Origin of the sequence: Salinicoccus albus DSM 19776 (assembly GCF_000385175.1) — a bacterium.
Lineage (GTDB): Bacteria > Bacillota > Bacilli > Staphylococcales > Salinicoccaceae > Salinicoccus > Salinicoccus albus.
Window position 1 is genome coordinate 77,427 of sequence record NZ_ARQJ01000025.1, and the last position, 22,295, is coordinate 99,721.

Sequence of the window (22,295 nt, forward strand, 5' to 3'; positions counted from 1 at the left end):
GTTTCACTCCTGACGGGTTAAGTTTTGCTGCAGACCTTTGATGAGGATATCTGCAACTTCGGGTCTTGAAAATTCTTTCGGCGGCTGCTCCCCGTTACGCAGTTTTTCTCTTACTTTTGTACCGCTTAAGTGAACATGTGATGATTTATCATGCGGACAAGTTTTAGCTGTTCCCATGTTTTCACATATTGTGCAGTAAAATGCATGTTCAAACTTGAAAATTTGAATGCCGAGTTCATCTTCATACTGTGAGATTAATTCCTGAGCTTCATAAGTGCCGTAATAATCACCGACGCCTGCATGATCACGTCCGACAATGAAATGTGTGCAGCCGTAATTTTGCCTTACGACAGCATGAAGTATGGCTTCCCTTGGTCCGGCATACCGCATCGCTGCAGGATAGATGACAAGCCTTGTCCGGTTTTCCGGATAGTAGTATTTAAGTAAAGTCTGATAACTTTCCATGCGGACTTCAGCAGGAATATCGTCTGATTTGGTTTCACCGACAAGCGGATTCAAAAGCAGACCATCCACAGATTCAAGTGCTGCTTTTTGAATGTATTCATGAGCACGGTGAACCGGATTTCTTGTTTGGAAACCGACAACTGTTTTCCAGCCAAGATTATAAAATAACTTTCTGGTTTCTGAAGGGTCCAGATAAAAGTCTTCAAATTCATCATGTGCTGGACGATTCACAAGATGTATCGGTCCCCCAAGGTATACGTTTCCTTTTTCATAGACTCTTTTGACACCGGGATGATCTGTATCGGTTGTCCCATATACCTGTTCTGCTTCATGGGTTTTGTTGTATGTGTACTTCTCTTCGAGTTCCAGAATGCCGTATAATATATCATCTTCTCCGTAGAGTGCAATGCTCGATCCAATTTCCAAAGCATCGGACTGTGTTTCGGTTACAGGGAGTGTAATTGGCAGACTCCAGATCAATCCGTCCTGCAGTCTCATATTTTCTACAACATTTTTATAATCAGCTTCACCCATGAAGCCTTTAAGGGGGCTGAACCCCCCGATGGCAATCAGTTCCAGATCAGACAGGCTCCATGGATTCAACACCAATGAATCCATTATCCCAGCCTCTTTTATGAGCAGCTCTTTCTCTGCACCTTCAGCTTCTCTGTTAATCAACACACCGCCATGCGGTGCAATAATGCTTTCATGAACCTCTGTGGATAATGCCATATTTGATATTCTCCTTTTTATTGTGACTGATTCACTTCATTCATTTTCGCCTGCCCTAATTCTATCGAAAAATTTTCTGTTTCGGTAAATTGTAAATACGATCAAGGCAATTCAGAACAGGATCATTATTACTTTTGCGATCGCTGCAGATACCATTGCAGAAGCAGCGTCAAGATCTATTGCAGGGTTTTAAGCCATTCGAGTATTTCCGCCTGGTACGCTGTTTCTAAATATTTATCGGACAGTAAATGACTGAGCCATTTATTTTTTTCTTCTTTCGAAAAACTAGTCTTTTTAAGGTGCTTTCTACATACATATAAAAAATCAACATACTGTTCATAACGAGCATCATACTGTGATTTAAAATCGCTTAGGATACGGGAAACAAGCATTGGACTTGCTCCTTCTGTGGATACGCTTAAAATGAGTCTGCCTTGTCGGTATGTCCCGGGAAATATCACAGTTCCCTGATCTGCGGCTCCGGTCATATTGAGCAAAGAGGCTTCATCTGTATGCTGCATGACTGCCTGATTGACTTTGGAGTCGTTGGTGGCAGCAATAACAAGTGTCGCATCCAGGACTTCCTCACCTTCAAATGATCGTTTATCCCAGATGAACTCTCCCTGTCTCCAGAGCGAAATCAGTTTTTCACTAATTTCTGGGCTGATGACATGCAGGATTGCCTCGCTTCCTTTCAAAGCATCCACACGACGCTCGGCAACACGGCCGCCGCCCACAATCACTACTTTCCTGCCTGACAGGTCTATCATTAATGGTATATATGACATCGTTTTTCATCCTTATCCTGGAGCTGCTTATTATTGAGGTAAAAGTTCAAAGGTTTCATAAACCCTTTCCTTTAATGCCTGCCGCATTGCGGGGTGATTGCCAAGATGGTGACAGAGAATGATGCTGTCACGCGTATTCCGGTCTTTGACCGTACTCTCCATATGCCGTTCAAGCACACCGGTGAACCAGAGATATGGAACGATGAAGATTTGTGAATGCCCGGCTTCAAGTGAGTCTCCCAGCGTATCTTCAAATGAAGGATGGCATGCTGCAAGATAACACTCTCTGACATGATTGAATCCCGTCGTTTGCCTGAGTACATCTCCTATCGATGTGATATCTGCCTGTGTCTGTGGATTATAGCTCCCTCTGCCGACGAGTAATAATTTGGCATCGCTATTGGGTTGGACGTTCGTCTCATTGATTCTTTCGTTTAAAATATTGGTTATTCTATGCTGTACACCAAGGGGTTTGCCGTATGAGAATTCTATATGCGGATACTTTTCGTTGATCGCGTCGAGTTCTTTTGGGATGTCATTATAGTAATGTCCGGCACTTAAAAGCAGGACAGGCACAACAGAAATTTCTGTCACTCCTTGATCCAGGAGAATTTCAACCCCTCTTGTTACATCTGGTTCTGCAAGTTCTAAAAAGCACATTTCCTGGTGGTCTATGTTTACCACCTGCTTGACGGAGTTGATAAATTCTACAGCCTCCCGTCTTGCCGTCTCTATCCTGCTTCCATGGCTGATGTATAATACGCCTTTCATTGAAACGCCCCCTTTCATTGGTATAGTGTCGTTTCATGGGAGTTGTCCTGAAGAGCGGTGTCTTCATACCACTTGATTTGATCTCTGAGACGGACCACTTCTCCAATAACGATAATTACGGGGTTCTGCATCTCTTTTGATCTTTCCACAATATTTCGTAACGTGCCTGTCACGGTTTTCTGCGCTGCAGTAGTGCCCGAATGAATCAGTGCCGCTGGTGTATCAGGGTCCCGCCCATATTTGGTAAGCAAAGCGGTTATATCCGGAAGATTGGCTGCTCCCATATAAATACATAATGTTTCGGGTCCCCGGGCGAGATGCTTCCAATACGCTTCGACATCGACACTGTCTTTAACGATTCCGGAAACGAAAGCGACAGATGAGCTGACGTTACGCTGGGTCACCGGTATTCCGGCATATGCAGGCGCAGAAGCACCGGAAGTAATGCCCGGCACGATTTCAAAAGGTATCTCCCTGTCAGACAGGGAGATTGCTTCCTCTCCGCCTCTTCCAAAAATGAAAGGGTCCCCGCCCTTCAGTCTCGTGATGATGCTGCCTTTCGAGGCAAGGTCACAGATAAGCTGATTGATTTCCTCCTGCTCCAGTGAATGATGATTGGGACTTTTTCCGCAATATATAAGTTGAGCTGATTGCGATGCATGATTGAGCAGTTCTTTATTCACCAGACGGTCGTACAGTATGAAGTCAGCCTGTGCGATCGCCTTCAAACCTTTCAGTGTAATCAAATCCGGATCTCCCGGACCGGCGCCGACTAAAAATACTTTTCCCATCCTGTCACCTCATTTAAAATATGTTAATTATGGAAATACTGGCCCGAATGAACTGCTTCTACAATGCCTGCACGGATGACGAAATCACCGAAATGTTCCCCTTCGAACTTTTCCTTTCCGTATTGGAGAAGAATCGGATGCAGACTTTCCAGTATTTCTGCTTCACCAATGTTCTCTTTGTATAATTTGTTCAGCCGATCCCCTTTAAACCCGCCGCCGAGGTACATATTGTATTTTCCGGGCGCTTTGCCGATGAATGCAATTTCTGCAAGGGCAGGTCTTGAGCACCCATTTGGGCAGCCGGACATGCGTATCGTGATCTCCTCTTCATTGATGCCCGCCTCATCAAGAATTTCTTCTATTTTGTTGATTAATGAAGGAAGATAACGCTCGGATTCCGCCATTGCCAGACCGCATGTAGGGAAGGCAACACAGGCCATTGAATTTCTTCTGAGTCCCGAGTAGTTTTCACCATCGGTGATGCCGTATTCATCTATGATTTCCTGAATCTGCTTCTTCTTCTGAGCGGTAACATTGGCGATAATCAGGTTTTGGTTGGGTGTCAATCTGAAGTCTCCGGTGTGGATGCCGGCAATCTCCCTGAGTGCTGTCTTCAGCTGATAGTTGGCTGTGTTTTTGATCCGGCCGTTTTGAATAAACAGGGTAAAATGCCATCTGCCGCTGCCTTTAGTCCATCCGTAACGGTCACCGTTATGGTCAAATTGAAACTCTTTCGCATCATTGAGTTCCCAGCCGAGCCGGCTGTTCAGCTCCGCCCGGATCCAGTCCACTCCTTTGGCATCCACTGTATATTTGAATCTGGCCTTTTTACGATCGGTACGGTTGCCGTAATCACGCTGTATTGTAACAATTTTTTCGGCAACTTCCTTTACGCTGTTTTTCGGGCAATAGCCAATCACCCGCCCAACCTGTGGATACGTGTCAGTATTGCCATGAGTCATCCCCATACCGCCACCGATGGAAATGTTGAAACCTGTTAACTGACCGGCTTCAATAATGGCGATAAAACCGAGATCCTGTGAATAAACATCGATGTCATTTGACGGTGGAACAGCAATCCCAATTTTAAACTTACGAGGAAGATAAGTTTTTCCGTAAACGGGTTCTACCTCCTCTTCGTCCCGGGTGTCATGGATCTTTTCTTCGTCCAGCCATATTTCATGGTATGCACCGGTTCTCGGTGTCAGATGGTCACTGATTTCATCAGCAAAAGTATTTACTTCCTGCTGAACCTTGGACTGATAAGCATTTGGATTGCACATGACATTCCTGTTGACATCGCCGCAGGCTGCAAGTGAGTCCATCACTGCGTTGTTTATGTTCTGCATCGAATGTTTCAAGTTTCTTTTCAGTATGCCGTGGAATTGAAATGCCTGACGTGTAGTCAATTTTAGTGTTCCGTTGGCATATTCATCGGCGATATCATCCATTGCCTGCCATTGATCGGGCGTTACTGTCCCCCCGGGGACTTTTACTCTGATCATGAAACTATAGGCGGGCTCGAGCTTCTGTCTGCGGCGTTCATCGCGCAGGTCTCTGTCATCCTGCTGATAGCTGCCGTGAAACTTTAAAATTTTGGTGTCTTCTTCTGAAATCGCACCGGTTACTGCATCTGACAGTCCTTCTGTAATGGTGCCGCGTAAATAATTGCTTTCACCCTTGATGCGCTCCATTTCGTCTAGTTTTTCTGATAGCTGTTTATTATTATTTTCAGTCATATTATCTCCCCTCCTAGTAAACATCACGCTGGTATCTCTTCTCTTTTTTCATCTGTGTTAAGTAATTCTCGGCAGCATTCTCGTCCATTCCGCCTTCCTTTTCAAGCACTTTACGAATGACTTGATGCACATCTTTGGCCATTCTTTTTTCATCGCCGCATACATAAAGGACAGCACCGTCATTCAGCCACTGATAAAAGTCTTTGCTGTTCTGTTCGATGAGGTGATGTACATAAATTTTTTCATCAGAGTCCCGTGAGAATGCAAGGTCCAGACGGCTCAATACCCCGTCTTTTAATAAACTCTGCCATTCAGTCTGATACAGGAAATCGGTAGTGAAATGCTGTTCTCCAAAAAATAACCATGTCTGTCCTTCAAGGCCCAGTTCGTCTCTTTCCTCAAGATAGGATCTAAACGGGGCAACACCGGTCCCGGGGCCGATCATAATGACCGGTGTATCTTCATCGAGAGGGAATTTGAAATTGGGATTTCTCTTTAAATATACGGGTACAGTGTCACCTGGTTCAAGATGTTCGGCAAACTGTACGGAACATACACCGGAGCGATCGCGATTGTGAGCATTATAACGCACAGTACTTATGGTCAGATGGACTTCCTCTGGATTGGCTTCGTAACTGCTGGCAATGGAATATTCCCGTGCAGGCAGTTTTCTGAGTATCTGGACCAGTGCTTCAGGCTGGAGATCTGAAGCAGGAAAGTCGTTGAGCAAATCTATCAGGTCCCGGCCTTCTATGTAGTTTTGAATCCACCCTTCTTCATCTACTTTTTCCTTCAATGCATTATTGCCAAAAATTTCGGCTGCTTTTGTAATTAACGGTTTAGTGAGTTTAGTGATTTCAAAGTGTGAAGTCAGAGCTTCTGAGAGCGTCAGACTGTCTCCTCTCGAATTGATTTTGACTTTTGACTCAGGATTCCAGTTCAGCATGCCTATTAACTGGTTGACTAAGGACGAGTTATTTTCAGGGTATACTCCCAGACAGTCCCCCGGTTCAAATGTTTGGCCGAATTCTTCAAGTGACAGTTCGATATGTCTGACTTCCTTATTGGAACCACGGCCGTTAAGGTTGATGTTTTCGAGTATTTCAGCTCTGTAAGGGTTGGTTCTTGAATATACAGACTGATTGTCTGCATGTGAATGTTCGGGCTCTTTTACAGCCGTTCCATGCTCATCAGAAGGCGTGGAAATAGCATTCAGCACTCCGTTCATCCATTCGTCTGCAGGCTCATCGAAATCCAGGTCGCAGTCTGCTCTGGGAGAGATTCTCTGACCGCCGAGTTCATCCAGACGATTGTCAAAATCCTTCCCTGTCTGACAGAAATGTTCATATGACTGATCTCCAAGAGCAAGTACAGAAAAGCGCAAATCATCAAGTTTTGGTGCTTTCCTGCTATGAAGGAACTCATAAAAAGAAACAGCATTTTCCGGCGGCTCTCCTTCACCGTGTGTTGCAGAAATGATCAGCAGATCTTCCGCTTTCTTTAAATCTTTTGGTTTGAAATCATCGAGGGCAGATGATTTCACTGTAAAGTCATTCTCTTTCAGTCTGCCCTCCATTAATTCAGCCAGGCTTTGTGCATTGCCGGTTTCGGAACCGAACAGAATGGTGACCTCGCGTGTTTTAGAAGGATTTTCAGTATTCATCAGGTATTCAGCCACTTCCGGAGAAGGCGTATCGAAAACGGATTCGGATACGGACTGTTGATTTGCAGCCAGATATCCACTGAGCCAGATTTTTTGTTCCGGTGTCAGGGTCGGCAGTATCTGATTGATCTTCTCGGTCTGCGCTTCATTGAATGGACTATTCGTTACAGTTAATTGCAAGGCGTATCACCTCATCCTATCTTTCTGCATTGTTGATATGACAAACTTTATATACATATTATTCATACTTAAAAACTAGGGTTTACCTGTAAAAAAATATACCAGAAAATTGCTTATCTGGTGTTGCCACCTGGTGTATGCAGGCCGCATTCCGTTTTGCCGGAACCGGACCATCTCCCATCACGGGAATCACCTCCGGCTGACACTGGTGAAGTACAGGGAATGCATCCGATGCTTGGATACTGAAAATCATGGAGCTCATTGTAGGGCAGTTTATGGCTTTCGATATAGTTCCATACATCATCCCATGTCCAGTGGATCAGCGGACATACTTTGATGGATTTGAAACGTTCATCCTTGTTGACGAAATGGGTGTTCTGACGGCTTGGCGACTGTTCTCTCCTTAATCCGGATATCCATGCAGAGGCCCCGTTTAAGACATCTTCAAGCGGTTTTATCTTACGAATATAGCAGCATTGGTTCGGGTCGCTTTGCCACAGGGCAGCACCATGTTCAGCGGCCTGCTCATCGAGCGTAAGATCGGGCTTTTTCAATCGTATGTGAAGTTCAGGGTATCTTTCCTTCACTCGGTCGATCAGGTCATAAGTTTCTTGAAAATGGAGGTCTGTATCCAAAAATACGATTTCGGCGTCTTGTTTCACTTTGGAAATCAAATCGATGAGAATCATGCCTTCAGCACCGAAGCTGCAGGAATAAATGATTGATTCACCGAAGCTGCCATATGCCCATTCCAAAACTCGGCGTGCCCCTTTGGTGTCATCATTAGGAATAAGATTCTGAAATGGATCGGCCGTGAAATTCTCATAGGTCAACTCTGCTTCAGTCATATCTTCATCGTGCCTCCTTGTCATAGTCATATTAAAGATTTAATGCATCAACTTTAAGGGTTAATGTCATCGATGTCATTATCTTATATCTATAGAGTTTTCTGTTTTACTTACAGAAAGCATCTATAATAAAAGAATATTTTGAATAATATTAAATTATGATGTTAAGCTTATCTGATAGATTATTTTATGTCAATGGAAAACTAGACCTTTTTAGTAGGATATTATAAATCTTTACTTCTCTTGCTTTCTGCTCGGTATTTTTAACAGAAATTCATTTTTTTGACGCATTGTATATAAAATTAAAAATTCAGTTGAAATTGAAATTTAACCCATGATATAATTAATCTTGTGTTAAAGTGAAACTGCTCAGCATGGCCCGTTGGTCAAGCGGTTAAGACACCGCCCTTTCACGGCGGTAACACGGGTTCGAGTCCCGTACGGGTCATTTCTTACAAATATATTCTGGTCCCGTGGTGTAGCGGTTAACATGCCTGCCTGTCACGCAGGAGATCGCGGGTTCAATTCCCGTCGGGACCGTATGCAGAAGCCTTCAGCATGAATCATGCTGGGGCTTCTTTGTTATGCCATCGTGGATAAAAACTGTAAAAGATGGTACATTTATATTGGATACCTATGATAAAAGTGACTTCCAATCAAAGCGAGGGAAATATATGCCAAAAAAAATTGTAGTAGTAGATGACGAGCGGCCCATTGCAGATATACTGGAGTTCAATCTGGAGAAGGAAGGTTATGAAGTACACTGTGCGTATGACGGCAATGAAGCCCTGGACTTGATCCTTGAAGTTGTACCGGATATTGTCCTGCTCGATATCATGCTGCCGGGAATGGACGGCATGGAAGTTTGCCGTGAAGTCCGTAAGAAGCATGAAATGCCCATTATCATGCTTACAGCAAAAGATTCGGAAATTGATAAAGTACTGGGACTTGAACTTGGTGCAGATGACTACGTCACAAAACCATTCTCTACCCGGGAGCTCATTGCCCGGGTGAAGGCGAATCTGAGAAGAAATCAAGAGACAGGTACCAAGGAAAGTCAGAAGGAAACGAATAATATTCAGATCAAGGATATTACCATCATTCCTGATTCATTTGCGATAAAAAAACATGGTAATGACATTGAACTGACTCACCGGGAGTTCGAGCTGTTCCACTATCTGGCCAGACATCTCTCACAGGTCATCACCCGTGAAAATCTGCTTGAGACAGTGTGGGGATATGATTATTTCGGTGATGTCAGAACGGTGGATGTTACAGTCAGACGTTTAAGAGAAAAGATAGAAGGTGACCCTTCTCACCCAGAGTACCTGATGACCAGGAGAGGTGTGGGTTATTACATTCAAGGTGACGAATAAAGGAGTTAACTTGTAAATGAAGCAGTTTTTCAGAAACCTTCAATCTCTCCATATCAAACTTGTGATCATATATGTTCTGCTCATCGTTATTGGTATGCAGATTATTGGTCTTTATTTTACCAATACGCTTGAACAGGAACTGACAGGCAATTTTCAGGATAATATAGAAACACAGGTGGAACTGATTGATACGCGTATCAATGAACTGTATAACGAATATGGTGATGATCAGAACGCACTGAACGATGAGGTTCAGAGTCTGCTTTCCGAGTACGGAAACCGCCCGGAGATTGAAGAGATACGCTTTGTCAATTCGGATAATATTCTGATTGCAACCAGCCGGATTTCCAATGAGTCGAATATTGGGTCGAGAATTGAAGCACCGCTTACTGAGGAAGCCATTTCCACCGGTACACGCAATGATGAAATCTATGTGAACGTCAATCAGGACAATCAGCGGGTATGGCTCCTGAACCAGCCTGTGGTACAGGAAGGGCAGGTTCTGGGCGCGGTTTATGTGTCTTCCAATATTGAAACCGTATATCAGCAGCTTGATGCGATCAACAACACATTCATCATCGCCACTGTAATCTCGCTCATCATAACAATTATTTTAGGAATATTCATCGCCCGTACCATTACAAGACCGATTACGGATATGAGGAATCAGGCACTGCTCATGTCTGAAGGAGACTATACATCAAGGGTCAAGATATACTCAAGTGATGAGATCGGTGAGCTTGCCGGCTCATTTAACATGCTGTCCAAACGTGTACAGGAGGCCCAGGCGAATACTGAGAGTGAGAAGAAACGCCTGGATTCTGTCATTACCCATATGTCTGACGGTATCATTGCCACAGACCGAAAAGGACGCGTTCGCATCGTGAATGACATGGCTATGGATATGATTAATATGTACGGTGAAAATATATACGGAGAGAATATGCTTGAACTGCTCAGACTGGACGAAGACATGATACTCGAAGATATTCAGGAGATGAATGAGTCTCAGTTGTTATTCTTTGATAAAGACGATGAAGAAATCACAATCAGAACAAACTTCTCAACCATCGTGAAAGACACAGGATTTATCAACGGTTACATCGCCGTGCTGCATGATGTCACAGAACAGGAACGTATTGATAATGAACGCAGAGAGTTCGTGGCGAATGTGTCCCATGAACTCCGCACACCGCTGACATCCATGCGCAGCTATATAGAAGCCCTGCAGGAAGGGGCATGGGAAGATGACACACTCGCGCCGAAATTTCTCGGAGTGACCCGTGAAGAAACAGACCGTATGATCCGTCTGGTGGAAGATTTACTGCAGCTTTCCAGGATGGATAATGAGGCAGAGGAATTGAGCCGGGAAATCGTCGACTTCAACATGTTCCTCAACCGCATCATTGATCGCTTTGAAATGACGCATAAAGGGGAAGTGGATTTTGTCAGGAATATCCCCGATACACCGATATTTACAGAAATTGCAGTGGATAAAGTCGGCCAGGTACTTGATAATGTCATATCCAACGCAATCAAGTATTCGAATGTCGAGGACAAACGTGTGGAATTCCATATTAAGCAGAATCGGCTGTATAATCGTATGACTGTACAGATAAAGGATAATGGTATGGGCATTCCTGCGAGCAAAGTGGACCGCGTCTTCGAGCGCTTCTATCGTGTGGATAAAGGGCGCGCGCGCAAGATGGGTGGTACAGGTCTTGGTCTTGCGATTTCAAAAGAAATCATTGAAGCCCATGATGGCAAAATATGGGCAAATAGTGTAGAAGGCCATGGCACCACTGTTTTCATTAATCTGCCTTGTGAAACATTTGAGGGGGATGAGTGGGATGTTTAGTGAAACAATCAAATCCATCGTCCTGATCATGCTGGTCATCAGCAGTGCCATCCTTACTTATTTAGTGTGGAGCTATCAGCCCGAATTTTCCCAGATGGATACCTCGATTGAACCCTCTCCGAATATCGGCCAGAGTGAGACGGTGCCATTTACCAATGTGATGCGTGCCTATCAGACAGTCTGGGTGGATGGTAATGATGCCAGAGGTACAATCGAGGAAGAAGCGGTGGTCGGAGTCAGAGAGTTCCTTGAAGGAACTGAGATACAAGATATTAATGTGTATAATAATATGAATCGCCTGGATCCTGCAGTGCGTGAAGATGGTCTCGAGGAATTTCTGATTGTTGACTACCCTTCTGAAATGCCAAACAAGTCATTATTCCAGGTCCTTGGTTTTGAATATGAAGGCACCCTTCCCGACTATAGTTTTGACCGTATCGTCGTAGATCTTGCAGCGGATAATGTCACATTCTACCTTCTGAATGAATCACTTGATCGTGTTGCAGTCGCCAATACGGATATCGGCAGTTCATATCTATTGTCAATTTTAGAAGACTATGAGGATTCCTTTGAAAGTTATACAGGTCTGATCACAAATCAGAGCACCTCCAATAATAAGACGGCAATATACGGGCCGAGTGACCCTGGAGAAATGGATATACAGAATTTCCTGTCGTCACAATACAGTGTCGATGCAATGAATGATATTCTATTCATGGATGAAGAGATTTCCACTTCACAGGATGAAGAGGTATATGTTTATGAAAGTGAAAGTAATGTTGCCACATACGACAGCAGTACTTATAACTATTCATATAATAACCTGGATGAGTCGATGTCCAGCGGTCGTAATCCGCATCAGACGATACAGGATACCTTCAGTTTTTTAAATTCACATACCGGTCTCACACCGGAACATATGCTGTTTGATTATATGGAAGATAGTAATGAATCAATATACAGATCTACATTGAACGGCCATGTGGTATTTAGTAATGAAATCATGAGCACCGTATCAATTCAGTATGGTGACAATGCTGTGTTCGAATATGAGCGTCCGCAAATTCATGTGGATGCCCATGTACCGGGAGACAGTACGAAAGAGCTCCCCACACTGGAAAATGTACGCTATCAGATTGCTCTGAATGAAGAACTGGATCTTCAGAATGTATCCAAAATTACAATTGGTTATGATCTGAGTTTTGCAGAAAGCCAGACAGAACTGAATCTCTTGCAGTTCACCCCGGAATGGTATGTAAAATATGATGGGCAATGGATGCAGTTCGATGAAGGAGGTTTGCAGTAATGGATTGGAAACTGACAAAATCTCTCTATATACTGGTTTTTCTCCTCATGAACATCGCCTTGGTGCTGATGCTCTACAATAAGCAGCAGGAAGGTGTCAGAGAGATAGAAAGTACACCGAATACACTGGAACAGACCAATATAGATGTATCGAATGTCCCGTCAAATTTTGAACCGGTGGAAATGAATATTCTGACCGGCGAAGCCGCAGATTTTACCAATCTGGAAGAGGTAGAGGCAGAGGATGTTGAGTCCACTGAAAAAGGGGCAATCCTTTCTGAGAATCTCGAAGGATCAGATTCAGAACTCTCTATGGATGCCTCAATGCTCAGCAATTTTAAAGATGAGAATCTTTACAGGGGCGATGAATATCAGTATGATGATGTAATGAGCAGTGATAATCGCATACTCTTCACTCAATATTTTGAGAACTATCCGATTTTCAGCAATGAAGCGGCACATATATCCTTCAGTGGCGAAGGCAACGAGGTCAGCGCCTATCAGCAGGGATATATTTCAAATTTGAGGGAGAATTCTTACTCGGATCCGACAGCTGTAAGGGACCCGATGAATTGTGTGGCAGATTTGTATCAGCGTGACCGTATTTCTGAAGATGCGGTCGTAGAAAACGCCAGGCTCGGATATTATGTCATCCTGAATGACGGTGAGCAGATCATGCTCAGACCGAAATGGGAATTTATCATTACAGAGAATGACGTAGAAAAAACCATCTATATAGATGCAATCAGTGAAACAGAAGATATAATCGAAAGTGAGTGAAAGTAATGAAGATGAGCGTGTTAGCCAGCGGTTCCACCGGGAACAGCACCTATATTGAGTCAGAAACAGGCAGCCTGCTCATAGATGTCGGACTTTCATGTAAAAGAATAGAAGCATCACTCAATAAACTGAACACATCTTTAAGTAATATCAGTGCAATCCTTATTACACATGAACATACCGATCATATAAAAGGCTTGAAAGTCATCGCCAAAAGATACGCCATTCCAATATTTGCGAATGCGGAGACATGGCAGCAGCTTGATAAAAAAGGCATAGATATCCATCCGGAGCAGAAGTTCCATTTCAATCCATCGGAAGAAAAGGAAATCATTGGTATTGATATACATTCGTACAACGTATCCCATGACGCGGCAGATCCACAGTTTTATACGTTTGCAAAAGATAACAGTAAATTATCGGTGATTACCGATACAGGTTACGTCTCCGACTATATGAAAGGCATCATCAAGGATAGTGACTGTTTCATCTTTGAAAGTAATCATGACGTGGATATGCTGAGGATGGGCAGGTACCCATGGCCGACAAAACAGAGGATATTATCGGATGTTGGGCATGTGTCCAATGAAGATGCCGCACACGCAATGAGAGATGTAATCACCGAACGCACAAAGCGTATCTACCTCTCCCATCTCAGTCTGGATAACAATATCAAAGAACTTGCCAAAATGAGTGTAGAACAGGTTTTAAATCGATATGATATCGATACGGAAGATCAGATCATGCTGTGCGATACTGATAAAGAGGCGCCGACCCAGATATATACGATATAAAATATCCACAGGTTGTGGATAAAAACTTGTGGATAACCTTACTTTATGTGGATAGTTTAGGAAAAATTGTGGAAAATCAACAATTATACACAAAAGACACAAAATCTGGGATAGGTTTTGTGTCTTTTGCTATTATATATCTTCCCTCGTTTTTTTATGACCGAAAATGCGCTGAACCCAGGCCTCATCTACTTCACTCTGGCTTCTGCCCTGCGGGCTGAACGCAGTCTCACCATAAAGCGTCCAATCGTCATTAGCGTATTGGTACGTGAATGGAATCTCCGTCTGTTCAAACAGCTGTGACATCAAATGTTCCACAGGCACCCACGCTGTCGTAAAGCCGATTGTAAGGTTATCTGCATCAATAATGGTATCTTTGACATACCATTTTGTGCCCCAATTGGTCACAGACCAATCTTCCGCATCCGTATAGCCATGCTCTATCATATTTTCATAGTATTTCTGCCCGAGATCAATGCGTTCCTCAGCTACAAGAATCTGTTCCTTCTCTTGTGCGTCCGCTTCTGCAATCACAGTGTTTATATCAATATTACGGTAGTCTTTCAAATTTTCAAACAGTGTTTTCTGCTCTTCCTTATCCAGAGTATTGTAATACGAACCGATAGCAGATTCAGGATCAGTGGAATGATCAATGAATAAAGCCTCAGGTATCGAAGCGATCGTATTTAAATCAAATTGCTTTTTATCATTAACAGCTTGTTCAGCCATTCGCTCAAAATCTTCCTGGTTACTAAACCTCAGAATGCTGAATGCCAGATTTGCCATAAAAACACCCCTTTGTTAAAAATGATAAAATAGTGAATATATATTAATTATTCATTAAAAATTCAAAACAGTCAAGCAATTAAGATAAGATCAGCAGTCCCTCCTGCTCATCTTCAAAGACACGTTCCGTCCAATCTTTATCCATTAGCTCTTCAACAGTTGCCCCTGCAGTTGCAAAGCTGATTTCCAGATTATCCTGACGCCGCGCCTGGCATAAAAGTTCCCCTTTGATAGAAATGTTAAACTTGTAGCACACTAAGCAAAAGGATGATCAAATATGAAGGTAACAGTAATCACAGTCGGAAAATTGAAAGAGAAATACTGGAAAGAGGCAGTAGAAGAGTACAGTAAAAGAATAAGCGGGTATGCAAAACTCGAAATGATAGAAATTCCCGATGAAAAAGAACCAAACAACGCCAGTGATAAGGATATCGAGATTATTAAAGAAAAAGAAGCACAGAAAATCATATCCAAAATCAAAGACACCCAGCATGTCATCACACTTGAAATTGAAGGCAAAAAATATACCAGTGAGGGACTCGCTGAAGAATACCAAAAATGGATGAATACAGGAAAAAGTGACATCGTATTCATTATCGGCGGCAGCAACGGCATCGGTGACAGCCTAAAACAAAGATCCGACCAGGAAATCAGCTTCGGAGCCCTCACCTACCCCCATCAGCTGATGAAAGTCATGCTGCTGGAACAGATATTCAGGGTGAATAAGATATTAAAGAATGAAACGTATCATCGTTGATGAGGTTTTTGTTATATTTATCATATAAAAGAAAATTCGGAGAGTGACTTTATGTCTAAATTAACATTACAACAATTGGAAGCTCATTTATGGGAGTCAGCAAATATACTAAGAGGTTCAATCGATTCCTCTGACTATAAAAATTACATATTTGGCTTATTATTTTTAAAGCGTTTAAGCGATGTGTTCATAGAGACGGCTAAGCAAATCGAACGCAAAGAAGGCGACGATTACGGTTGGTATGATCGTGACGAGCATCAATTCTTCATACCTGAAAGAGCACGTTGGACAGAAATACAAATTCAAACTCACGACATAGGTAATATGCTAAACAAAGCTTTCGAGGCTCTGGAGGAAGAAAATCCTTCTTTAGTGGGTGTATTCGCAAGTATCGATTTCAATGACAAAGATAAGCTGCCGGATAAATTATTGCTGCAACTTATTCAACACTTTTCTAAGATTGACCTTAGCAATGAAAATTTGTCAGAACCAGATATGCTTGGCCGTGCATATGAGTATCTAATTAAACAGTTCGCAGATGATGCTGGCAAAAAAGGTGGCGAATTCTATACTCCCTCTAAAGTAGTGGAGTTGATTGTTAACTTAATTAAGCCAGAAGAAGGCATGCGAGTATCTGACCCAACTGTTGGATCAGGTGGTATGTTAATTCAGTCGGTAGACTATATCAAATCACAGGGTGGTAATCCTCGAAATTTAACTCTACATGGGCAAGAGAGAAATCTCAATACATGGGCTATATGTAAGATGAACTTACTCCTGCATGGTCTGAGTGACCATCAGATTGAACGTGGAGATACGATACGCGAACCGAAGCTATTAGGTGAAGATAAAGAATTACTATTGTACGACAGGGTTATCGCCAACCCGCCTTTCTCACTTAAAAACTGGGGAAGAGAAGAAGCAGAAGCCAATGAATATGGTCGTTTTAGATTTGGGATTCCACCCAAAAATGCTGGAGATTTTGCTTTTGTACAACATATGGTCGCAACGCTTAATCATGAAGGTAAAGCCGGTGTGGTAATGCCTCATGGAGTGCTCTTCCGTGGGGGAGCTGAAGGCAAGATACGTGAAGGTCTTTTAAAAGAAGATTTAGTAGAAGCAATTATTGGTTTACCCTCTTCCCTATTCTACGGCACTGGAATTCCGGCGAGTATCTTGATTTTGAACCGAAATAAAGAAGATAAACAAAGAGAAAAAGTTTTTATATTGGATGGTTCTAAGGATTTTCAAGAAGATAAAAATCAGAACTTACTTCGAGACAAAGACATTGAAAAAATAGTATCAGCTTATGATAGTTGGGAAGATGTAGAAAAATATTGTCGAGTCGTTGATATTGAGGAAATTAAAGAGAATGAATACAACTTAAATATAGCAAGATACATAGATACTACAGAAGAGGAAGAGGAAATCGATGTACAAGCTACATTAAAGGACTTGAAAAAATTAGAGCAGGATAGAGATCAAATAGAAGAAAAGATGTATGGGTATTTAAAGGTGCTTGGGTATCATGAATGAGTGGATCAGTCTAAAACTCGAAGATGTAGCTGAAATATCTGGAGGAGGTACACCAAGTAGACAAAAAGTAGAGTATTGGAATGGAGAAGTCAAATGGGCGACTCCAACTGATATAACAAAAAATAATAATAAATATTTATATAATACTGAAGACACTATAACTGAAGAGGGTCTTAATAGAAGTTCAGCAAAATTAATTCCTGAAAATAATGTATTAATGACTAGTCGTGCATCTATTGGTAAATGTGTAATTAATAAAATACCAACTGCAACAAATCAGGGTTTTACTAATTTTATTAGTAAAAAATATAAAATTGATTCTGAGTTCCTATATTATCAATTACTTTTTCATGCAAAACATTTTGAACAATTGGGAGCAGGAAGTACTTTCAAAGAAATAAGTAAAAGCGAGTTAAGATCTTATAATATAAATATACCTAAACAAATCCAAGAACAGCAAAAAATCGCAAACATCCTTTCTACTGTGGATGAGATGATAGATAAAACAGAAGTTATTTTAACTCAAACAGAGAAAGTAAAAAAAGGACTGATACAAAAGCTTCTCACCAAAGGTATTGACCATACGAAATTTAAGCAAACAGAGATTGGATATATTCCTGAGGAATGGGAGGTAAAGCAATTTTCTGAGTGTATAAATGTTAACCCTACTTATCGATTGAAGAAAGGTGAAAATGTTCCATTCGTTGAAATGGCAGCCGTCCAAGAAAATAGGAAAGAGATTTCGTATTTTAGTGAACGAGTTGTTGGAATTAGTGGTGGCTCAAGATTTTCAATAGGAGACACACTATTTGCAAGAATTACTCCATGCACTGAGAATGGGAAAATAGCTTTTGTAGAAGAGATGACAAGTCAATTTGGTATGGGATCTACAGAATTTATTGTGTTTTCTCCGAAAAAGGATCAAATAATTCCTCAATATGTGTATTATTTAGTTAGATCCCATAGAATAAGAGATTACGCTATCAAAAGAATGATTGGTACAACAGGTCGCCAGAGAGTTCCTAAAATTGTGTTTATTGAAGAGCTATTTATAGGTCTACCAACAAAAAAGGAACAACAAAAAATCGTAGATATCTTAACCTCCGTAGACAACAAAATTATTGCAGAAGAACAAAAACTTTCGCAACTCCGATCCCTTAAAAACGGTCTCATGCAACAACTGTTAACGGGAAAGCAACGGGTTCAAGTCGATAACAATGAGGAGGTTCCACTATGAACAAAGCACAAGCTTTTAATGAAGAAACGTTAGTAGAAAATCGAATGCTTAACCAACTTCAAGAGCTTGGCTACACTTACGTTCAAGGCATGGAACTGAATCAGGAGCGCACGTCCAACACTGAAGTCGTACTCAAGTATCGCTTAACCGAGGCGATCAAACACCTGAATCCATGGGTCAATGATAATAATTTAAATAAAGTCGTTCGGAACATCACGCATATGGATGCAGGCAGCTTGATGGAAGCCAATCAGCATTTTCATGAATTGCTGGTTAACAAATTATCGATTCAACAAGATCTCGGGGGCGGTCGAAAAAATCAGACAGTGACTTTGATTGATTTCGATAATATTGATAACAATGACTTCGTGGTCACAAATCAACTGGGAGTGACCCACTCCACTGGCACAATTTATCCGGACATTATGATTTATGTCAATGGACTGCCTTTGGTGGTGATTGAATGTAAAAGCCCGGATTTACCCCCGGATATGCAGCTGGGGGAAGGGGTCCGGCAATTACGACGTTACCAGGATGATAACGAAAAATTATTTCACTACAACCAATTTTTAATCTCGACCAGTAAGGATCGAGCCAAGGTCGGTACGATTGGTGCACAGGCCAGGCACTACAGTACATGGAAGGAACCCTATCCCCTATCTGATGAAGATGTTAGCGAAAATGCCTCAGCCCAGGACATACTCACAGCGGGAATATTGGATAGAGAACGACTGTTTGATATCATCCAAAACTTTATTGTCTATGAGCCGGAAGATGGTCGCGTTGTTAAGAAGATGGCACGTTATCAGCAGTATCGTGCGGTGAACAAGGCTGTTGAGCGTATTCTCACTGGTAAGCATCCGCAATCAAGGGGAGGCGTTGTATGGGCAACACAAGGCTCTGGTAAATCATTGGCGATGGTCTTTTTATCGATGAAGTTACGTCGAATGGAAGCATTAAAAAATCCAACCATTGTGGTCGTTACAGACCGACAAGACTTAGACCGACAGATTACAGCAACATTTAGAGGCAGTGGATTTCCAAATCTTCAACAGGCGGAGTCTGTCGAAGAGTTGAAATCCCTTCTACAACAAGGGCCAGGCACTACCGTGATGACACTGGTCCAGAAGTTTCAGACAGATGAGGATGAAGAGTATCCATTGTTGACGGATGCAGAGAATGTGATTGTATTGGTCGATGAGTCTCACCGTACCCAGTACAGCTCTTTGGCTTTGAATATGCGGACCGGTTTGCCGAATGCGACATACATTGGGTTTACGGGGACACCCATTGATAAGGAAGACAAGAGCACCCTCCGGACTTTTGGCAGTTATATCGATAAATATTCCATCGAAAAGGCGGTGGAAGATGGTGCGACCGTACCGATCTTCTATGAAGCACGCCTCGTTGATTTACATGTCCAGGGGGAGACGATTGACACCCTATTTGAGCGCTTCTTCAGGGAATATTCAGATGAAGATAAAGAACGTATTAAACAAAAGTATGTGACTGAACAAGCATTGACGGAAACACCGAAACGCATTCGATCCATCGTTCTGGATATGATTGAACATTACGAGCAACATATTGAACCGAATGGATTTAAAGCGCAGGTGGTAACGGTATCCCGCGAAGCAGCAGTCACATATAAAAGATTTTTGGATGAGCTCAGTGACTATGAATCTGCAGTGGTTATTTCCGGTAAACACAATGATTCACCGGAAATGCGGCAATATGCCTTGTCCGTCGCTGAAGAAAAAGAAGTGATCGAGCGATTTAAGAAGCCATTAGATGAAGATCCACTCGCTTTTATCATTGTGTGTGATAAATTAATCACCGGTTTCGATGCGCCGATTGAACAGGTCATGTACTTGGATAAGCCATTAAAAGAACATAACCTCCTGCAAGCCATCGCAAGAACGAACCGGAAATATGATCATAAGAAGTATGGTCTAATCGTAGACTACTACGGTGTCTCTAGGTTTCTGGAAAATGCACTGGGAATATTCCATGATGATGATGTCAAAGGTGCGATGTTCCATGTAAATGAGGAAATTCCAAGATTACAATCCAGGCACCGTCGGGTGATGCAGTTCTTTGATGGCCTCTCCCGTAATGATCTGGAAGGTCACATCAGCGTCCTTGAGCCTGAAGATCAGCGTAATGCTTTTGATACCGCATTCAAGAAGTTCTCGGAAAGCATGGATATGATCATGCCGAGTCCGCAGGCACAACCCTTTATCGATGATTTAAAGTGGCTGGGTAAAGTGAGGAAACATGCGAAATCCCGTTACTACATCGATGACGGGACCATGGATATTTCAGATACTGGCGGCAAGGTGCGGGAATTGATTGAGGAATATGTATATGCGACCTCGCCTAAAATATTATTTGAACCCGTCAGCATTCTATCCACTCAATTTGATGAAAAATTAGATGCAATCAAGGAACCGGAAGCAAAAGCCGCTGAAATGGAACATGCGATTAAACATGAGATCCGAATCAAGTTTGATGAAAATCCGGTCAAATATACCTCTTTAAGAGAACGGCTGGAACTACTCATTGAGCAGCGTAAAGAAAGACAGCTGGCATTCGAAGACTTATTCGAAAGTTATCAGGAGCTGCGGGAAGAATTGACAAACCTGGATAAAGAGAAGCAGTCTTATGGTTTGAAAGATACAAAACACATCCCGTTTTATCAACTGTTGGAAGAACGTGCGCCAGAAGGCGTTGAAGAGGAGAAAATTAAAGATTTAACTGAAATTATTACTGAGATTATTGAAGACAATGCAGTGATTGACTGGACAGAAAAAGAAGAAGTGAAACGACAGATGCGAAAAAAATTAAAAAAACATTTGAGAGCCAGCACGATTCCGAATAACCAAGTAGAATCACTGACTTCAGAGCTCATTCAGCTGGGTGAAATTCATTATAATATCAAATAAAGATATAACTGTGATGGTTATATCTTTATTTTTTACTGTCATTTGATTGTCTGTTTTGCAGGCTGTGCAGTGCCATACCATGGACCCGTAACCAGTCTTTGGATGCTTTATAATGCGGCAGAGTATTGCGAACAATCCGCCAGAATCTATCATTGTGTTCCAATTCAATCAGATGAGCAAGCTCGTGAACAATGACATAATCAATGACCCTAACCGGCGCCATCGCAAGCTGCCAGTTTAAATAGATATCGCCGTTTTCTGTACATGTCCCCCACCGTTTCAGTTGTGATTTAAGTTTGATTGATTTGGGTCTAACATTCATAATATCCTGATACATTTTAGAACGTTCTACCACTTTGTTTGTCCCATGTTTTTTGTACCAAGCAATCATTGCTCGTTCCAGCTGAAATTGTATTTTGTCCTGTGGCCATTCTTCCGGCACTTCAGCAATAAATCGGCCTTGTTGAAACTGTATCGAAGTTGATTTTACTTTTTTGTTATACACTTTTAATCGATAGTTCCTGCCCAAATATGGCAATTTCTCACCACTGACAAATTCAATCGGTTGAACCGATGCTTTCACTTCATTTAAATCTTCAATTTTTTGTAGAATCCATGCAGCTTTTTTGTGTAGTAGCTGACTCAGCGTGACTTCATCTTTGTCCGCCGGTGCATGGACTTCGACACCATTGATTAGGTTTACTGTGATTTTGAGGTCATTGCGTTTTTCTTTATATAATGTGTAATATATTTCTGTGGTTCCATATTTTATGATTGGCATGATGTACCTACTTTCAATATCTTACTCTTATAATATTATAGCAAAAATATATAATAGTATTATGAAGTGAAAAAGAGAGACTCATAAAGGAGGTAACACGGGATTAAGAAGAAAGGAAGGAGCATGAATATCTAATAATTTTTTTGGATCCATTGAAATTAGC

18 protein-coding genes and 2 tRNA genes are annotated in these 22,295 nt (G+C 42.0%); 11 read left to right on the forward strand and 9 right to left on the reverse strand.

All coding sequences use genetic code 11. The features are described 5' to 3' along the window. Positions 1-3: 3 nt before the first annotated feature. From sat to G343_RS0105670, 7 genes are all read right to left on the reverse strand, one after another. Positions 4-1,197 carry a sulfate adenylyltransferase gene (gene sat, locus G343_RS0105640; protein ID WP_020007149.1) on the reverse strand — a complete coding sequence of 398 codons (1,194 nt, stop codon included), beginning with the start codon at positions 1,195-1,197 and terminating at the stop codon, positions 4-6. A gap of 176 nt (positions 1,198-1,373) precedes the next feature. Continuing rightward, a complete protein-coding gene (locus G343_RS0105645; protein WP_020007150.1) occupies positions 1,374-1,985 on the reverse strand; it encodes an NAD(P)-binding protein in 612 nt (203 codons plus the stop codon). Between the two features lie 30 nt (positions 1,986-2,015). After that, complete coding sequence (locus G343_RS0105650; protein ID WP_020007151.1) at positions 2,016-2,756, reverse strand: sirohydrochlorin chelatase; 741 nt, start codon at positions 2,754-2,756, stop codon at positions 2,016-2,018. A gap of 14 nt (positions 2,757-2,770) precedes the next feature. Continuing rightward, on the reverse strand, positions 2,771-3,547 hold the full coding sequence (gene cobA, locus G343_RS0105655; RefSeq protein WP_020007152.1) for a uroporphyrinogen-III C-methyltransferase: 777 nt from the start codon (positions 3,545-3,547) through the stop codon (positions 2,771-2,773). A 23-nt stretch (positions 3,548-3,570) separates the two neighbouring features. Then, positions 3,571-5,286 (reverse strand): assimilatory sulfite reductase (NADPH) hemoprotein subunit, encoded by a 1,716-nt coding sequence (gene cysI / locus G343_RS0105660; RefSeq protein WP_020007153.1) that lies wholly within the window; start codon positions 5,284-5,286, stop codon positions 3,571-3,573. A 13-nt stretch (positions 5,287-5,299) separates the two neighbouring features. Then, a complete protein-coding gene (locus G343_RS0105665; RefSeq protein ID WP_020007154.1) occupies positions 5,300-7,129 on the reverse strand; it encodes an assimilatory sulfite reductase (NADPH) flavoprotein subunit in 1,830 nt (609 codons plus the stop codon). 113 nt (positions 7,130-7,242) lie between these two features. Continuing rightward, entirely contained in the window at positions 7,243-7,977 is a 735-nt protein-coding gene (locus G343_RS0105670) for a phosphoadenylyl-sulfate reductase (RefSeq protein ID WP_020007155.1), read from the reverse strand. Between the two features lie 376 nt (positions 7,978-8,353). Here G343_RS0105670 and G343_RS0105675 point away from each other — a divergent pair. The 7 genes from G343_RS0105675 (at position 8,354) to G343_RS0105705 (ending at position 14,090) form a co-directional block, all read left to right on the forward strand. Continuing rightward, a tRNA-Glu gene (locus tag G343_RS0105675) sits at positions 8,354-8,425 on the forward strand. Positions 8,426-8,444: 19 nt separating this feature from the next. Continuing rightward, a tRNA-Asp gene (locus G343_RS0105680) sits at positions 8,445-8,517 on the forward strand. Positions 8,518-8,651: 134 nt separating this feature from the next. Continuing rightward, complete coding sequence (gene yycF, locus G343_RS0105685; RefSeq protein WP_026366288.1) at positions 8,652-9,353, forward strand: response regulator YycF; 702 nt, start codon at positions 8,652-8,654, stop codon at positions 9,351-9,353. 16 nt (positions 9,354-9,369) lie between these two features. After that, positions 9,370-11,211 carry a cell wall metabolism sensor histidine kinase WalK gene (gene walK, locus G343_RS0105690; RefSeq protein WP_020007157.1) on the forward strand — a complete coding sequence of 614 codons (1,842 nt, stop codon included), beginning with the start codon at positions 9,370-9,372 and terminating at the stop codon, positions 11,209-11,211. Then, positions 11,204-12,517: a YycH family regulatory protein gene (locus G343_RS0105695; protein WP_020007158.1), complete on the forward strand. Its 1,314-nt coding sequence runs from the start codon at positions 11,204-11,206 to the stop codon at positions 12,515-12,517. The genes walK and G343_RS0105695 overlap by 8 nt, the downstream gene beginning before the upstream one ends. Next, entirely contained in the window at positions 12,517-13,296 is a 780-nt protein-coding gene (yycI, locus tag G343_RS0105700; protein ID WP_020007159.1) for a two-component system regulatory protein YycI, read from the forward strand. The genes G343_RS0105695 and yycI overlap by 1 nt, the downstream gene beginning before the upstream one ends. 5 nt (positions 13,297-13,301) lie before the next feature. Next, complete coding sequence (locus G343_RS0105705; RefSeq protein ID WP_020007160.1) at positions 13,302-14,090, forward strand: MBL fold metallo-hydrolase; 789 nt, start codon at positions 13,302-13,304, stop codon at positions 14,088-14,090. Between the two features lie 132 nt (positions 14,091-14,222). Here the strand turns inward: G343_RS0105705 and G343_RS0105710 are convergent, their stop codons facing one another. Next, positions 14,223-14,876 carry a DUF1281 family ferredoxin-like fold protein gene (locus G343_RS0105710; protein ID WP_020007161.1) on the reverse strand — a complete coding sequence of 218 codons (654 nt, stop codon included), beginning with the start codon at positions 14,874-14,876 and terminating at the stop codon, positions 14,223-14,225. 277 nt (positions 14,877-15,153) lie between these two features. Between G343_RS0105710 and rlmH the strand changes: the two genes are divergently transcribed. The 4 genes from rlmH to G343_RS0105730 are packed head-to-tail and all read left to right on the forward strand — an operon-like array spanning position 15,154 to position 21,351. After that, positions 15,154-15,633, forward strand: a complete 480-nt coding sequence (rlmH, locus tag G343_RS0105715; RefSeq protein ID WP_020007162.1) for a 23S rRNA (pseudouridine(1915)-N(3))-methyltransferase RlmH — start codon at positions 15,154-15,156, stop codon at positions 15,631-15,633. 51 nt (positions 15,634-15,684) lie between these two features. Next, on the forward strand, positions 15,685-17,169 hold the full coding sequence (locus tag G343_RS0105720) for a type I restriction-modification system subunit M (RefSeq protein ID WP_020007163.1): 1,485 nt from the start codon (positions 15,685-15,687) through the stop codon (positions 17,167-17,169). Then, positions 17,162-18,406, forward strand: a complete 1,245-nt coding sequence (locus G343_RS14345; RefSeq protein WP_020007164.1) for a restriction endonuclease subunit S — start codon at positions 17,162-17,164, stop codon at positions 18,404-18,406. Before G343_RS0105720 ends, G343_RS14345 begins: the two co-directional genes overlap by 8 nt. Continuing rightward, on the forward strand, positions 18,403-21,351 hold the full coding sequence (locus G343_RS0105730) for a type I restriction endonuclease subunit R (protein WP_020007165.1): 2,949 nt from the start codon (positions 18,403-18,405) through the stop codon (positions 21,349-21,351). The genes G343_RS14345 and G343_RS0105730 overlap by 4 nt, the downstream gene beginning before the upstream one ends. Positions 21,352-21,376: 25 nt before the next feature. On the opposite strand, the gene G343_RS0105735 is transcribed toward G343_RS0105730, so the two are convergent. Beyond that, positions 21,377-22,132, reverse strand: coding sequence for a M48 family metallopeptidase (locus G343_RS0105735; protein WP_020007166.1), 756 nt, complete (start codon positions 22,130-22,132; stop codon positions 21,377-21,379). Positions 22,133-22,295 lie beyond the last annotated feature (163 nt).

What these genes read in the sequence shown, in the direction of transcription:
- G343_RS0105670 (WP_020007155.1), bottom strand. Translation starts at nt 7,977, where the DNA reads ATGACTGAAGCAGAGTTGACCTATGAGAATTTCACGGCCGATCCATTT.
- G343_RS0105710 (WP_020007161.1), bottom strand. Translation starts at nt 14,876, where the DNA reads ATGGCAAATCTGGCATTCAGCATTCTGAGGTTTAGTAACCAGGAAGAT.
- G343_RS0105720 (WP_020007163.1), top strand. Translation starts at nt 15,685, where the DNA reads ATGTCTAAATTAACATTACAACAATTGGAAGCTCATTTATGGGAGTCA.
- rlmH (WP_020007162.1), top strand. Translation starts at nt 15,154, where the DNA reads ATGAAGGTAACAGTAATCACAGTCGGAAAATTGAAAGAGAAATACTGG.
- G343_RS0105730 (WP_020007165.1), top strand. Translation starts at nt 18,403, where the DNA reads ATGAACAAAGCACAAGCTTTTAATGAAGAAACGTTAGTAGAAAATCGA.
- sat (WP_020007149.1), bottom strand. Translation starts at nt 1,197, where the DNA reads ATGGCATTATCCACAGAGGTTCATGAAAGCATTATTGCACCGCATGGC.
- walK (WP_020007157.1), top strand. Translation starts at nt 9,370, where the DNA reads ATGAAGCAGTTTTTCAGAAACCTTCAATCTCTCCATATCAAACTTGTG.
- cobA (WP_020007152.1), bottom strand. Translation starts at nt 3,547, where the DNA reads ATGGGAAAAGTATTTTTAGTCGGCGCCGGTCCGGGAGATCCGGATTTG.
- yycF (WP_026366288.1), top strand. Translation starts at nt 8,652, where the DNA reads ATGCCAAAAAAAATTGTAGTAGTAGATGACGAGCGGCCCATTGCAGAT.
- G343_RS14345 (WP_020007164.1), top strand. Translation starts at nt 17,162, where the DNA reads ATGAATGAGTGGATCAGTCTAAAACTCGAAGATGTAGCTGAAATATCT.
- yycI (WP_020007159.1), top strand. Translation starts at nt 12,517, where the DNA reads ATGGATTGGAAACTGACAAAATCTCTCTATATACTGGTTTTTCTCCTC.
- G343_RS0105735 (WP_020007166.1), bottom strand. Translation starts at nt 22,132, where the DNA reads ATGCCAATCATAAAATATGGAACCACAGAAATATATTACACATTATAT.
- G343_RS0105650 (WP_020007151.1), bottom strand. Translation starts at nt 2,756, where the DNA reads ATGAAAGGCGTATTATACATCAGCCATGGAAGCAGGATAGAGACGGCA.
- G343_RS0105695 (WP_020007158.1), top strand. Translation starts at nt 11,204, where the DNA reads ATGTTTAGTGAAACAATCAAATCCATCGTCCTGATCATGCTGGTCATC.
- G343_RS0105645 (WP_020007150.1), bottom strand. Translation starts at nt 1,985, where the DNA reads ATGTCATATATACCATTAATGATAGACCTGTCAGGCAGGAAAGTAGTG.
- cysI (WP_020007153.1), bottom strand. Translation starts at nt 5,286, where the DNA reads ATGACTGAAAATAATAATAAACAGCTATCAGAAAAACTAGACGAAATG.
- G343_RS0105705 (WP_020007160.1), top strand. Translation starts at nt 13,302, where the DNA reads ATGAAGATGAGCGTGTTAGCCAGCGGTTCCACCGGGAACAGCACCTAT.